Annotated in this window: 13 protein-coding genes; 7 read left to right on the forward strand and 6 right to left on the reverse strand. The window is 63.8% G+C overall.

Annotation, left to right across the window (positions count from 1 at the left end; all coding sequences use genetic code 11):
* The first annotated feature begins 77 nt into the window (after positions 1-77).
* From F506_RS00045 to F506_RS00070, 6 genes are all read left to right on the forward strand, one after another.
* A complete protein-coding gene (locus F506_RS00045; RefSeq protein ID WP_053194685.1) occupies positions 78-1,016 on the forward strand; it encodes a LysR family transcriptional regulator in 939 nt (312 codons plus the stop codon).
* 59 nt (positions 1,017-1,075) lie between these two features.
* Complete coding sequence (locus F506_RS00050; protein ID WP_053194686.1) at positions 1,076-1,996, forward strand: ornithine cyclodeaminase family protein; 921 nt, start codon at positions 1,076-1,078, stop codon at positions 1,994-1,996.
* A 282-nt stretch (positions 1,997-2,278) separates the two neighbouring features.
* Complete coding sequence (locus F506_RS00055; protein WP_053194687.1) at positions 2,279-3,040, forward strand: SDR family NAD(P)-dependent oxidoreductase; 762 nt, start codon at positions 2,279-2,281, stop codon at positions 3,038-3,040.
* A gap of 36 nt (positions 3,041-3,076) precedes the next feature.
* Positions 3,077-3,271 carry a hypothetical protein gene (locus F506_RS00060; protein WP_016836213.1) on the forward strand — a complete coding sequence of 65 codons (195 nt, stop codon included), beginning with the start codon at positions 3,077-3,079 and terminating at the stop codon, positions 3,269-3,271.
* A 110-nt stretch (positions 3,272-3,381) separates the two neighbouring features.
* Positions 3,382-3,723 (forward strand): helix-turn-helix domain-containing protein, encoded by a 342-nt coding sequence (locus F506_RS22455; protein ID WP_083458183.1) that lies wholly within the window; start codon positions 3,382-3,384, stop codon positions 3,721-3,723.
* Positions 3,724-3,725: 2 nt separating this feature from the next.
* On the forward strand, positions 3,726-5,069 hold the full coding sequence (locus F506_RS00070) for a type II toxin-antitoxin system HipA family toxin (RefSeq protein WP_016836215.1): 1,344 nt from the start codon (positions 3,726-3,728) through the stop codon (positions 5,067-5,069).
* Between the two features lies 1 nt (position 5,070).
* On the opposite strand, the gene F506_RS00075 is transcribed toward F506_RS00070, so the two are convergent.
* The 3 genes from F506_RS00075 to F506_RS00085 form a co-directional block, all read right to left on the reverse strand.
* Positions 5,071-5,388, reverse strand: a complete 318-nt coding sequence (locus F506_RS00075) for a 4Fe-4S binding protein (protein ID WP_053194688.1) — start codon at positions 5,386-5,388, stop codon at positions 5,071-5,073.
* A 39-nt stretch (positions 5,389-5,427) separates the two neighbouring features.
* Complete coding sequence (locus tag F506_RS00080) at positions 5,428-5,793, reverse strand: hypothetical protein (protein ID WP_053194689.1); 366 nt, start codon at positions 5,791-5,793, stop codon at positions 5,428-5,430.
* An 83-nt stretch (positions 5,794-5,876) separates the two neighbouring features.
* Complete coding sequence (locus tag F506_RS00085) at positions 5,877-6,461, reverse strand: RNA polymerase sigma factor (RefSeq protein ID WP_053201085.1); 585 nt, start codon at positions 6,459-6,461, stop codon at positions 5,877-5,879.
* Positions 6,462-6,770: 309 nt separating this feature from the next.
* On the opposite strand from F506_RS00085, the gene F506_RS00090 reads away from it, so the two are divergent.
* Positions 6,771-7,856 carry a GGDEF domain-containing protein gene (locus F506_RS00090; protein WP_144423961.1) on the forward strand — a complete coding sequence of 362 codons (1,086 nt, stop codon included), beginning with the start codon at positions 6,771-6,773 and terminating at the stop codon, positions 7,854-7,856.
* Positions 7,857-7,869: 13 nt separating this feature from the next.
* On the opposite strand, the gene F506_RS00095 is transcribed toward F506_RS00090, so the two are convergent.
* From F506_RS00095 to F506_RS00105, 3 genes are all read right to left on the reverse strand, one after another.
* A complete protein-coding gene (locus tag F506_RS00095; RefSeq protein WP_053194690.1) occupies positions 7,870-9,723 on the reverse strand; it encodes a peptide transporter in 1,854 nt (617 codons plus the stop codon).
* A 26-nt stretch (positions 9,724-9,749) separates the two neighbouring features.
* Positions 9,750-10,949, reverse strand: coding sequence for a threonine ammonia-lyase (locus F506_RS00100; RefSeq protein ID WP_053194691.1), 1,200 nt, complete (start codon positions 10,947-10,949; stop codon positions 9,750-9,752).
* A gap of 139 nt (positions 10,950-11,088) precedes the next feature.
* Positions 11,089-12,630: a methyl-accepting chemotaxis protein gene (locus F506_RS00105; RefSeq protein WP_053194692.1), complete on the reverse strand. Its 1,542-nt coding sequence runs from the start codon at positions 12,628-12,630 to the stop codon at positions 11,089-11,091.
* Between the last annotated feature and the right edge of the window lie 29 nt (positions 12,631-12,659).

The raw sequence follows: 12,659 nt of genomic DNA on the forward strand, positions 1-12,659 counted from the left end.
GCGGCCTGCAAGGGCCATAGACTACCTCCGGACCCTCGCCCTATCAGGCGGCAATTCAGGACAAAGAGCGCGAACAAATGGAAATCAAATGGGTGGAAGACTTCCTCTCGGTGGTCGAGACGCTGAACTTCAGCCGCTCGGCCAAGCTGCGCAACGTCACGCAGCCGGCCTTCGGCCGCCGCATCCGCTCGCTGGAGACCTGGCTCGGCGCCGAGCTGTTCGACCGTTCCACCTACCCTTGCGCGCTGACGTCGGCGGGCGAATCCTTCGTGCCGATCGCGCGCGAGATGCTCAACCAGTCGACCCAGGCGCGCCTGATCCTGCGCGGCCAGCTGGCCGGCGCGCAGGCGACCGTCAAGTTCGCCATGCCGCATACGCTGCTGCTGACGCTGTACCCCAAGCTGCTGTCCGAAATCGAGAAGTGCACCGGCGCTATGGCGACCACGGTGCAGGCGACCAATGTACACGACGCCGTGATGGCGCTGGTCGAACGCCATTGCGACCTGCTGATCTGCTATCACCATCCGCAGCAGGGCATTGATCTCGATGCCGAACGCTACGCCATGCTGTCGCTCGGCAAGGAGCCGCTGCGCCCCTACGTCAAGGCGGTGGCCAAGGGCGTGCCGAAGTACGCGCTGCCGGGTACCGCGGCGGAACCGGTGCCGTTCCTGAGTTACTCTTCCTATTCGTCGCTGAGCCGCATCGTCGAGAAGCAGCTCAGCGCCAGCCCGCGGCCGGTGCACGTGTTCCGCCGCTTCGAGTCGGACCTGGCCGAAGGTCTCAAGAGCATGGTGCTGGAAGGCCATGGCGTGGCCTGGCTGCCGGCCAGCGCGGTGACGCGCGAAGTGGCCGAGGGCAAGCTGACGCTGGCGATTGCGCCCAACGACAACGAGGCGCTCTCGACCGGCCTGTGGAGCGACGAGATGGACATCCGCGTGTACCGCCGCATCGACGACGCCCGCCCCGATCTCGACCGCATCTGGGCCTGCCTGCGTGCTGCGCACGCAGTGCGCTAGCAAAACAGAAAAAACCGAATTTCGTTTCTGCATCAACCAACGTTTAGAAGAGGACCACCGTGAAGCTCATCACCAACCAGCAAGTCAGCGAACTCGTCACCACCGCCGACGCCGTCCAGGCCATGCGCGAAGCCTTCGCCGCAGCCGGCAGCGGCGCGCAGCAGGCGCGCGTGCGCACCAGCGCATCCAACGGCGTGATGCTGTCGATGATGGGCGCGATGATTCCCGATGCGGGCATCGCCGGCGCCAAGGTCTACACCACCATCAAGGGCGCGTTCAAATTCGTCATCACCCTGTTCTCGACGGAAACCGGCGCGCCGCTGGCGACCATCGAAGGCGACACCATGACCGGCCTGCGCACCGCCGCCGCGACCGCCGTGGCCTGCGATGCGCTGGCGCGCAAGGATGTCGAAACCCTGGCTGTCATCGGCACCGGCGTGCAGGCGCGTTCGCACATCCCGGCGTTGCTGCAGGTGCGCAAGTTCAAGGAAATCCTGATCGCCGGCGTGTCCGGACAGCAGGAGCTGGCCGATGAAGTCACCGCCGCCTACGGCGTGCCGGCGCGCGTGGTGGAGATCGATGAAGCCGCGCGCCAGGCCGATGTGCTGGTGACCGTGACGCGCGCGACCACGCCGCTGTTTTCGGGGGACTTGCTGAAGCCGGGCGCCTTCGTCGCCGCCGTCGGTGCCAGCAAGGCCAACGTGCGCGAACTGGACGACGTCGCCATCAAGCGCGCCGCCGCCCTGGTGGTCGAGTGGAAGCCGCAGGCGCAGGTCGAAGCCGGCGACCTGGTGCAATGCGCGCCGGGCACGTTCGACTGGGCCAACGTGTGGGAGCTGGGCCAGGCCGTCGACGGCAGCATCGGCTATCAGCGCAAGGAAGGCGACATCGTGATCTACAAGGCCATCGGCATCGGTCTGGAAGACGTGGCGCTGGCAGGCCTGGCGTATCGCAAGGCGGCTGCGCAGAACGGCTGGTAATCGCCCACGGCGGAAGCAACAGCGTCAATGCAAACGGCGGCCTGCGGGTCGCCGTTTTGCTTTGTGCGGCGGGTCGAATCAGACGTCGGGTTACCAGTCACACATCGGATGACACTGCATCCCCTCCTACAGCAGCTTGGGACGCTGTCCGATGCCGGGCGCCGGTGTGCTTGACTACAGTGATCATTCATCCCCTTCTTCCCACCGCGGCGCTGCTGGCGGTAAGGCGCCCCTGCGCCTGCACAAAAGGAGGCACACGGTAACCGCACATTGGAGACCGCCATGAATCGTTTCGAAGACAAGGTAGTAATCGTCACCGGCGCCGCATCCGGCATGGGCAAGGCGACTGCACAGCGCTTTTCCCGCGAAGGTGCGAAGGTCGTGCTGGCCGACCGCCAGCATGAAAAACTGCAGGAGGTGCTGGAGCAGCTGCCGCAGGACCGTACCGCCGCGCGCCTGACCGACGTCTGCGTGCAGGAACAGGTGCGCGACCTCGTGGATTTCGCGATTGAAAAATTCGGCAAGCTTGACGTGCTCGTCAACGATGCCGGCATCCACGTGCCGGGCAACGTGCTGGAGGTCAGCGTGGATGACTGGCATCGCGTGCAGACCAACAATGTCGACAGCGTGTTCTATGGCGCGCGCGAAGCGATTCCCTACCTGGAAAAGACCCGCGGGTGCATCGTCAACGTCGCCTCGGTCTCCGGCCTGGGCGGCGACTGGGGCATGAGCGCCTACAACACGTCGAAGGGCGCGCTGGTCAATCTCACGCGCGTGCTGGCGCTGGACTTCGCCAGGAAGGGCATCCGCGTCAACGCGGTCTGCCCGACGTTCACCTATACCGGCATGACGGCGGACATGGCTGACAACAAGGCGCTGATGGCGAAATTCGCCGAACGCATTCCGCTAGGACGCGGCGCCCAGCCGGAGGAAATCGCCGCCGTGATCGCTTTCCTCGCCAGCGAGGATGCGGGCTTCGTGACCGGGGTAAATATGCCGGTTGACGGCGGACTCACTGCATCCAACGGCCAGCCCGGCCAGTAGCGTCCACCAGCATCAATGATCAAGAGAGGAACCGTCATGTCCGATCGCCCCGTTCTACATCGACCGCAAGCTCCGCAATCCTCCGGCACCGCCGACGCGCCGGTCAATCCCGACCGTGAATACGAGGATTCCACCGAGAGCAAGCTCGACCACAGCAAGCCGCCGCATCACGACAAGACTGCGGCCGACAAGAAGCACAAGGATGAGCCGCAGATGTCGGTTGGCAAGTAAAATGGATTAACAATCTTTAAGTTGTTTTATTGATATACAACTTATATATTGTATTTGCAATTTACAACTCAAAGGGTGTAGCATGAATCTTCACCTCCATGGAGATCTGCATGCTCTATCCCATCAAAACCCTCAGTCAGCTTCGGCCGATCCTGCAAGGCTTTCGCAAGGAAGCAGGACTGACCCAAGCGGCGCTGGCGGAGCGCTTGGGCATGTCCCAGCAGAATTATGCCAAGCTCGAAGCCAATCCGGCCTCGGTCAGCATGGAGCGTCTTCACGCTGTATTCAGCGTACTGAACGTGGAGATGGCGTTAAGCCAGGCAGGAACTGCCGTCACGGTAACCACTTCGCCCGCAGTGCCAACGCGCAAACCTACACTCAAGACAACAACAAAAGAGCCGCAATCCCTGCGCCGCGTCACTTCGCCAGCCATTAAAAAAGAGGTCTGGTAACCATGGGTCGCCGTACGCTGACGCAACGACTCTTCGTCTGGATGAATGGCATTCGCGTGGCTGCCTGGGACAAGACCCGGGACGAGGAACGCCTGAGCTATTTCCCAGAGTGGCAGGAGCAGGAGGAAGGACGGCCCCTGTCGCTCTCGCTGCCGTTCACGCCAAATAACTTGGTCTACCGCGGCGCGCTTGTTTCTTCCTTCTTCGACAATCTCTTGCCGGACAACGATGCGATTCGCCGTCGTCTGGCGCAGCGTTATCACGCAGAAAATACCGATCCATTTTCTTTGCTGGCAGAACTCGGCCGCGATTGTGTCGGCGCCATTCAGCTCTTGCCCCCGGACGTAGCGCCGACGGATTTGTTTTCCATTTCCGGCAGACCTCTGGACGAGGCGGAAGTCGCGAATCTCCTGCGCAACACCACGAGCGCCGCGATTCTCGGACAGACCGGCGAGCACGACGATCTGCGCCTGTCCATCGCTGGCGCGCAGGAAAAGACTGCGCTGCTTTATCACGAGGGCGCATGGCATTTGCCGCAAGGGAGTACGCCGACCACACACATCTTCAAACTGCCGCTGGGACTGGTCGGCAACCGGCGCGCCGACATGCAGAGCTCGGTCGAGAACGAATGGCTGTGTTCAAAACTGATGGCCGCATATGAATTGCCGATCGCTCATTGCGACATCGGCCGTTTCGAAGATCAGAAGGTGCTGATCGTCGAGCGTTTTGATCGCAAGCCGGCGAGTGATGGCAGCTGGATCATTCGCCTGCCGCAGGAAGACATGTGCCAGGCAACGGGAACGCCGTCCCTGCGCAAATATCAGGCGGATGGCGGCCCCGGCATTGCCGACGTCATCCATGTGCTTGACAGGTCGGATAAGGCGCAGCAGGACAAGCGCAATTTTTTCAAGACGCAGATCGTGTTCTGGTTGCTGGCGGCGACCGACGGCCATGCCAAGAATTTCAGCATCGCCCATCTGCCCGGGGGGAGTTATTGCGCCACGCCTTTGTACGATGTTTTGTCGGCGCATCCGATCACCGGTCCGGGGCCGAACCAGATGGCGGCACAGCGTCTGAAGCTGGCGATGGCTGTGCGCAGCACCAGCAACTACTATCTGATCGACAGAATCCAGCGCCGCCATTGGGGCGCGCAAGCAGCCCAGGTGGGACTCGGCGCTGCGGCGGCCGAAGAGATCATTGAAGAAGTCATCGCGGCGACTGACGGCGTGCTTGATGCAGTCGGCAGGCAATTGCCAGAAGATTTTCCTGCCAAGCTGGCGGACGTAATCTTCAGCGGCGTCGCCCGTCAGTGCAAGCGACTCGCCGCCATGCCTGCAGGCGTCTGAACTACGCGGCGCGCACCAGCGTGATGGCGCGCTCGGGACAAGCCGTGACGCACAGGCCGCAGGCGCGGCAGGCATCGGCATTGGGCGTGTAGGCGACATGCATGCCGTGCACGCGCAGTTTGAATTTGTTGAGGACGCCCAGCGACTGGTAGTCGGCGGCGTCGATGCGGCGGATTTCAAAGACGTCTTCCGGGCACACCACCAGGCAGTCGCCCTTGCCCTCGCAACGGTTCAAATCGATCGCCGGCACGATGACGCCGGGAGCTTGTTTGCAGCCGCCGGAGGAAGACGGCTGCGACGGCTTCAGGGTTTGATTCATCGTTGCCCGGCTCAGTAATGATGATGGATGGTGACGGCGTCAGACGCCGGCAGCCGGGTCTTTGGGCGAGGTTGGACGCGCATCGGCATCGGTGTCCGCGTCCTCATGGCGGCCCCAGCGGCCGCGCCAGCCGCGCATGCCTCGTTTGAATTTCTCGCGTTCTTCTTCGCTCATCTGTTCCCAGCGTTGGCGGTGATGGTGGTGGCAGCCGCGTCCGCGGAAGCCGCCGAACAGGATCTTGCTCAGCACCAGCAAGCCCAGCGCCTGCAGGTACGCAATCTGGTGCACCCCGGGGAACAGCGACGGCAACAGCCAGTTCCACAGCGACATGACGACCCAGCCGAGTGCGGCGACGCCGGCGATGACGAGTACCAGAATTTTCCAGAATTTGCGTTGACAGCTCATGATGTCCTCCTTTGCTTGATGCGAGTGAGCGAATAAAAACTAAGAAAAAAATTTGCGAAGCCGGTCCGGGTTGCCCCGCACCTTCATTCCAGTTCGTCGTACAGCGTCTGCAAGCGCGAGCGCAGGTGCAGGACGGCGTAGCGTTTGCGCGCCAGCAGCGTGTTCACGCCGACGCCGGTTTCCGCGGACAGCTCCTTGAAGCTGCGCCGCTCCAGTTCATGGGCGATGAAAACGTCGCGTTGTTCCGCCGGCAGTTCCTCCAGCGCGTCGTGCAGCTCGGCCAGCAGCAGCGAGCGCGCATACGCGGCTTCGGGACCGGCGTCGGTATCGGGCAGCAGTTGCTCGAGCCAGCCGTCGTCCTCGTCTTCTTCGCCGTCGCCGGAGACAGGCAGTGCCTGCTCGCGCTTCTTGCGGAAGCGATCGACGATGCGGTTGCGCGCCACCCGGAACATCCAGGCGCCGACCTGCTCGATCGGTTCGGGCAGGCGACAGGCCTCCACCAGTTCGTAGAACACGTCCTGGAGAATGTCTTCCGCGTCGGAGGGGTCCGGCACCCGCGTGCGGATGAAGTTGCGCAGGCGTGAACGTTCGCGCAGCACCATGTCGGTGATGTGTGCGTTGTTATTGTCGGCTTCGGCCATCGGCTTTGAAGGCAGCGTCGTTTCCATGCCGTGAAGACGGATCACGGCGGCGAATATTGTGGGATGCGGAAAATAAAGGCGGAGCGGCGGGTGGACGCTCACCGGCCGATGCTAGCGGCAATTGCCTAAGGGCGGGAGCGGTCGGCCGGAAATTACGTGAAATTGCCAGATTGACATTGTCGTAATGACACCAATGTGTGGCGCGATTATACGTGGCGTCGTCAAAACGCGATGTCGTTTGTTTGAGGGATATACAGTTTGCCGATATCGCTTTACATTCTCTGCATCGGCGCACAACAACAGAAAAACAGGCAATGATGCGATGAACCCTTCAACATGAACACCATGCATGCCGCCCCCGAGGGCCAGCAGCAGCCCGGCTTCGGCCCGGCTGGTGCGGCCGCGCGGCTGCCCGGCCATCCGGTCAGCGAACCCGACGAGCGCCTCGGCCAGCTGTTGTGGAACGTCACCTCGCTGGCCGGCATGCTGTGCGACGCGCCCATCGTGATGGTGTCGCAGCTGCAGGGCCAGTTCGATTGCACCGAAATCGGCGCACTGTCATTGATGGCCGGCGTCGCGCTCGACAGCGGCATGGACCAGCGTCGCCAGTGGTGGCGACTGTTCGGCCAGTCGGGCATCGTCTGCAGCGCCGCCGATTTCAGCCTGTGCGAATCGGCCGCCCTCACGCCCGAGCGCATCACTGAAATCAGCGACCTCACCCTCGACCAGCGCTTCGCCCATCACGGCATGGCCAGGGGACCGACCGGCTTGCGCTTCTACGCCGCGACGCCGATGCAGAACCAGCGCGGCGACTTGCTCGGCACCTTGTGCGTGCTCGACCGCAAGCCGCGCCTGCTCGAGTCGCACCAGCGCAACGGCCTGCATCTGCTGGCGCAGCAATTCATCGCGCAACTGGAGTTGCATCGCGACCTGCAGATGCTGCAGCGGCAGACGCTGACCGATCCCCTGACGGGCGTCGGCAACCGGCGCGGCTTCGACCGTCGCCTGCGCGAAGAATGGTCGCGTCACTTGCGCAGCGGCGAGGCGCTGTCGCTGCTGATGATCGACGTCGACATGTTCAAGCAATACAACGACACCTACGGCCATCCGGCCGGCGACGATGTGTTGAGCTTGTTGTGCGAGTTGCTGCGCATGCCGCTGCGCGCCAGCGATTTCGTTGCGCGCGTCGGCGGCGACGAGTTTGCGGTGATTTTGCCCAACACGCCCGAGGTCGGCGCCGAGCTGGTGGTGGAGCGCATCCAGGCCATGCTGCAAGCGGCGCAATGGCCGTATTGTCCGGTCAGCGTCAGCGCCGGGGTGGCGACGCTGTCGCCGGGGGAAGTCTGCGATTTCGCCACGCTGCTGCAGCGCGCCGACCAGGCCATGTACATGCGCAAGCACAATCGCCGGAAAGACGATTGACGCGCTTCCGCACTTACCGCTGCTTGCCCTGCAGCGCCGCCAGCATCATCTGCCCCATGATTTCCGGACGACCGCTGAAGATGGTCTGCACCGCATCGACGCCGGTCAGTTCGCGCCGTAGCCGGTTGCGCAGCGCGTGGTCGTCGGCCAGCCGCACGGTGGCGCTGATGTACTCGTCGACCGTCGGCGTCACCAGCCATTGCGGGAATTTCAAACGTCCGAACAAGCCTTCGTCGATGTGCTCGTGTACTTCGGGACCGGTCTTGCACACGCCGACCAGGCCGGCGCTGACGGTATCGATGATGCCGTTGGTGTTGCCGAACGGGAAGGGGTTGATGAACATGTCGCAGCGCGCGATCACCTGCATGTAGGCGCCGTAGTGCTGGTGCGGATACACGGTGGCGGCGTCGCCCAGGAATTGACCGATCACGCGCTTGACCTGCGGATAGATCAGCATGCCCTGCGCCTGCCCGATCAGGAAATGGAAGTGCACCTTGCTGCTCGCCTCGCGCAGGATGCGCTGGCAGGCACGCAGGAAATCGGGGTTGAGTTTCATCGTGGTCGACGCCACCACGATTTGCACCACGTCGGGCGTCTCGCGGATTTCCGTCGGCAGATCGAGCAGGCTCGCATGCGCGGAGGCGCGATACGGCATGCCGTCGCTGGGCAGGCGCAGCAGTTGTTCGCTGAAGCAGGCCGGGTCGCCGACGTAGTCGTCTTCGACGACGACGTAGTCCATCTCGGGCGAGTGTGAGGTCGCCGGATGGCCGAGCGCCATCGCCTGGAGCGGCGCGAGCCGCAGGTTGGACAGGAACATCGTCAGCGCGAACATGCCGACGCTGGGCATGTAGAACACCTGCGCCGCTTTCGCCTGCGCGACGCTGCGGATCTGCTTGAGCTGGTCCAGGATTTCGCCCGGCGTGATCTCGATGAATTCATCGAACACCGCGCGTCCGGCCTCGTCAACCGTGCCGGCGTAGCCCATGCCGACCACATGGAAGAGTTCGCGCGCCGCTTCCAGGGTGCGCGAATGCGTGCGGTAGATCGAGTGCGCCGAGCTGAACCATTCCACCACGACCAGCAGCACCGGCTTGTCCGCACCAGCGGTCAGCAGCGGCGGCGTATTTAGTGGAGTATTAAGCGGCGCAATACCGGCGCGCGCGATGCTGCGCCGGATCAGCGCATTGATCGGCTTCTTGATATCGTGCTTGTCGGCGCGGCGCGCGTAGCTGCAGTGCATGTAGACGTCGTGCAGGATGCCGGCCGGCAGCTGCGCCAGGTCCTCGATCTGCTCCAGTCGCGCCGACAGCCACGGCAGGATCTGCTCGCGCTTTTCGTAGGCCACCGGCGTGGCCAGCAGGCGCGGCGACAACAGCGCCAGGCACAGGCTGGCGACCAGCGTCTTGTCGTGCGCCCAGAAGGCGTCGAGGTCCATCGGGATTTCGGATTCGGGTGAATACAGCAGGCAGAACTTGATCAGGTCGCGGTCGCTGATTTCCACTTCGCGCAGGTTGCCCTTGCCGCGGATGTTCCAGGCGCGCACCACGTGGTCGGCGTTGCGGAACGAGCTGGCGGCGAACAGGCTGGACAGCCAGCGATGCATCACCAGCATCTGGCCGAAGCCGAGCTGGGAGAACTGGAATTCGCTGTCCGCGAACAGGCAGGAAATCGCCGCTGCGATACGCGTGACGACGTGGTCGTTGAGCTCGTCGGCTTGCACGCTGGACAAGGGTCTGGCGGTGAAGTCTGCGCCCGGCAGGCCGTAGTTGGCATCCAGCGCCGACAGCAAGGCCATCAGCTCGCGCGCGGCATCCTCGTGCTGGCGCGAGTAGGCCAGGTATTCAAAATTCTCCAGCGAAAACGCCATCGTCCCTCCCCCTGCCTTCTTGTTGTTTAGTGCTGTTCTTCGGCTTCGAAGCCGGCCTGGCGCAAGGCGTTGAGCACCAGCGCCAGATGTTCGCGGCCGCGCGTCTGCAGGACCAGTTCGATGTCGACGTTCTGCGCCGCCAGCATCGTGAAGGCGCGCTGGTGATGCACTTCGTCGACGTTGGCGCCGGCTTCGGCGACGGTGGCGGTGATGCGCGCCAGCACGCCCGGCACGTCGCGCGCCGACACGCGCACGCGCGCCAGGCGACCGGCGCGCACCATGCCGCGTTCGATGATCGCGGCCAGCAGCAGTGGGTCGATGTTGCCGCCCGACAGCACCATGCCCACGCGCTTACCGCGGAACCGTTCCGGATGGCGGATCAGCGCCGCCAGCCCGGCTGCGCCGGCGCCTTCGACCAGGGTCTTTTCGATTTCAAGCAGCATCAGCACGGCTTGTTCGATGTCGCCCTCGTCGACCAGCAGCAGGTCGTTGACGTCGCGCGCGATGATTTCACGCGTCAGCACGCCGGGCGTGGCCACCGCGATGCCTTCGGCGATGGTGCTGGTGCCGAGCGCATGGGCGGTGCCTTGTATCGCGTTGATCATGGACGGGAAGCGCTTGGCCTGCACGCCGACGATGTCGATGCCGGGTCTGCGTGAGCGCGCCGCCACCGCCATGCCGGCCAGCAGGCCGCCGCCGCCGATGGCCACCACCAGCGCATCTAGGTCGGGGACGGCGTCGAGCATCTCCAGCGCCACCGTGCCCTGGCCGGCGATGATGGCTTCATCGTCGTAAGGATGGACAAAGGTCAGGCCGCGTTCCTGCGCCAGCGCGAAGGCGTGGGCGCGCGCTTCTTCCAGCGTGTCGCCGTGCAGCACCACCTCGGCGCCGAAGCCGCGCGTGCGTTCGATCTTGACGCCCGGCGTGAAGCGCGGCATCACGATCAGCGCATGCAGGCCGAGACGCTGCGCATGATAGGCGACGCCTTGGGCATGGTTGCCGGCCGACATCGCGATCACGCCGCGCACGCCGGTGGCGGCGAGGTCGGTCAGCTTGTTGCAGGCGCCGCGTTCCTTGAAGGACGAGGTGAACTGGAGGTTTTCGAATTTGAGGAAAACCTGGGCGCCGACGATCTCGGACAGCGTGCGCGATTCCACGCACGGCGTGTTGAGGATCTGGCCTTGCAGGCGCGCGGCGGCGCGCTGGATATCTTCAATGGTGGTCATACGCTTCGCTCAGTCTGCACAAAAACAGGGAGCAGACATTGTAGCGAGAGAGACGGCGGCTGCGGGAACGATATTCATACGTAATTCCCGCAGCCCCCGGAGGGACTCAGGCCGAGGCCGGGTTTGCCCCCAAACCTCGTCAGGCCTGGAGCTTGAACACGCCGACGATTTTCGCCAGGCTGGCCGACTGATCCTGCATGGCCTTGGCGGCGGCGGCCGCCTGTTCGACCAGGGCGGCGTTCTGCTGGGTGTTCTCGTCCATCAGCACGATGGCGCGGTTGACCTCTTCGATGCCGGTGCTCTGCTCGGTGCTGGCGGCGCTGATTTCGCCGACGATGTCGGTCACGCGGCGCACGCTGGCGACCACTTCGGACATGGTGGCGCCGGCGTTTTCGACCAGCTTGCTGCCGCTGTCGACCTTGTCCACCGAGGCCGTGATGAGCTCCTTGATTTCCTTGGCGGCGGAGGCCGAACGCTGCGCCAGGCTGCGCACTTCGCTGGCTACGACGGCGAAGCCGCGGCCCTGTTCACCGGCGCGGGCGGCTTCCACCGCCGCGTTCAGCGCCAGGATGTTGGTCTGGAAGGCAATCCCGTCGATCACGCTGATGATGTCGACGATCTTCTTGGACGACTCATTGATCGCGCTCATGGTGTCGATCACCTGGCCGACCACGGCGCCGCCCTGGGTCGCGACTTCGGAGGCGGATACAGCGAGCTGGTTGGCTTGGCGGGCGTTTTCGGCGTTCTGCTTCACGGTCGAGGTGAGCTGTTCCATGGCGGCGGCGGTTTCTTCCAGCGAGCCGGCCTGCTGCTCGGTGCGCGCCGACAGGTCGAGGTTGCCGTTGGCGATCTCGGCCGATGCGGTGGCTATCGTGTCGGTGCCGGTGCGGACCTGGCCGACGATGTTGACGAGGTTGTCGTTCATGTCCTTGAGCGCGGCCATGAGCTGGCCGGTCTCGTCGCGCGACTCCACCGTGATGCGGGTGCCGAGGTCGCCCTGGGCCACGCGCCCGGCGACGCCCACTGCAGTCACCAGCGGCCGCGTGATCGAACGCGTGATGAAAAGCGCCAGGCCGACGCCGGCCAGCAGCGCGATGCCGCCCAGCACGATCATGAGCAGGCGCGCGGTCCTGAACAGGCCGTCCACCTGCTGCGTCAAGCCGGTGATGGCTTCGCTCTGCAGATTGGACAGCTTCTCGATCGAAGCCAGGTAAAGCTTGCTGTTGGGCAGCAGTTGCTCTTCGACCACCTTGCGCGCGCCGTCTTCGTTGCCGGCGTCCTTTTCCTTGAACACGGCGGTGTTGTTGGCGATCACCACCTTGCGGCGTTCATTGATTTCGGCCAGCAGCGCCTTGCCCTGTTCGTCGACGATGGTGGCTTCCATCTGCTTGACGTACTCGTTGTTGCGGGAAATGGTGGCGACGATTTCGTCCTTGTAGAACTTCTGCTGCACCGGGTCGGCGTTCTTGGCGGCGGCGACGATGCGGCCGACGTTCAGTTCGATCGACTTGTAGAACGCATTGACCAGGCGCTCCCTGGCCAGCGCGTTGTGGACCATGTAGTCGGTCAGGTTGCCCACCGACTGCAGGCGCCAGATGCCGATGGCGGTAATGATGCTCATCAGCACCAATATGGCGGCGAAACCGATGCCCAGGCGCGTGCCGATTTTCAGGTTTTTCATTGTCTTCCCTCGAGGTTGGGCGCTGTTCG

The organism is Herbaspirillum hiltneri N3 (assembly GCF_001267925.1).
GTDB classification, from domain to species: Bacteria; Pseudomonadota; Gammaproteobacteria; order Burkholderiales; family Burkholderiaceae_D; genus Herbaspirillum; species Herbaspirillum hiltneri.

Coding starts and splice junctions, on each gene's coding strand:
- F506_RS00075 (WP_053194688.1), bottom strand. CDS start 5,388: ATGAATCAAACCCTGAAGCCGTCGCAGCCGTCTTCCTCCGGCGGCTGC.
- F506_RS00060 (WP_016836213.1), top strand. CDS start 3,077: ATGTCCGATCGCCCCGTTCTACATCGACCGCAAGCTCCGCAATCCTCC.
- F506_RS00045 (WP_053194685.1), top strand. CDS start 78: ATGGAAATCAAATGGGTGGAAGACTTCCTCTCGGTGGTCGAGACGCTG.
- F506_RS00080 (WP_053194689.1), bottom strand. CDS start 5,793: ATGAGCTGTCAACGCAAATTCTGGAAAATTCTGGTACTCGTCATCGCC.
- F506_RS00090 (WP_144423961.1), top strand. CDS start 6,771: ATGAACACCATGCATGCCGCCCCCGAGGGCCAGCAGCAGCCCGGCTTC.
- F506_RS00070 (WP_016836215.1), top strand. CDS start 3,726: ATGGGTCGCCGTACGCTGACGCAACGACTCTTCGTCTGGATGAATGGC.
- F506_RS00055 (WP_053194687.1), top strand. CDS start 2,279: ATGAATCGTTTCGAAGACAAGGTAGTAATCGTCACCGGCGCCGCATCC.
- F506_RS22455 (WP_083458183.1), top strand. CDS start 3,382: ATGCTCTATCCCATCAAAACCCTCAGTCAGCTTCGGCCGATCCTGCAA.
- F506_RS00095 (WP_053194690.1), bottom strand. CDS start 9,723: ATGGCGTTTTCGCTGGAGAATTTTGAATACCTGGCCTACTCGCGCCAG.
- F506_RS00100 (WP_053194691.1), bottom strand. CDS start 10,949: ATGACCACCATTGAAGATATCCAGCGCGCCGCCGCGCGCCTGCAAGGC.
- F506_RS00085 (WP_053201085.1), bottom strand. CDS start 6,461: ATGGAAACGACGCTGCCTTCAAAGCCGATGGCCGAAGCCGACAATAAC.
- F506_RS00105 (WP_053194692.1), bottom strand. CDS start 12,630: ATGAAAAACCTGAAAATCGGCACGCGCCTGGGCATCGGTTTCGCCGCC.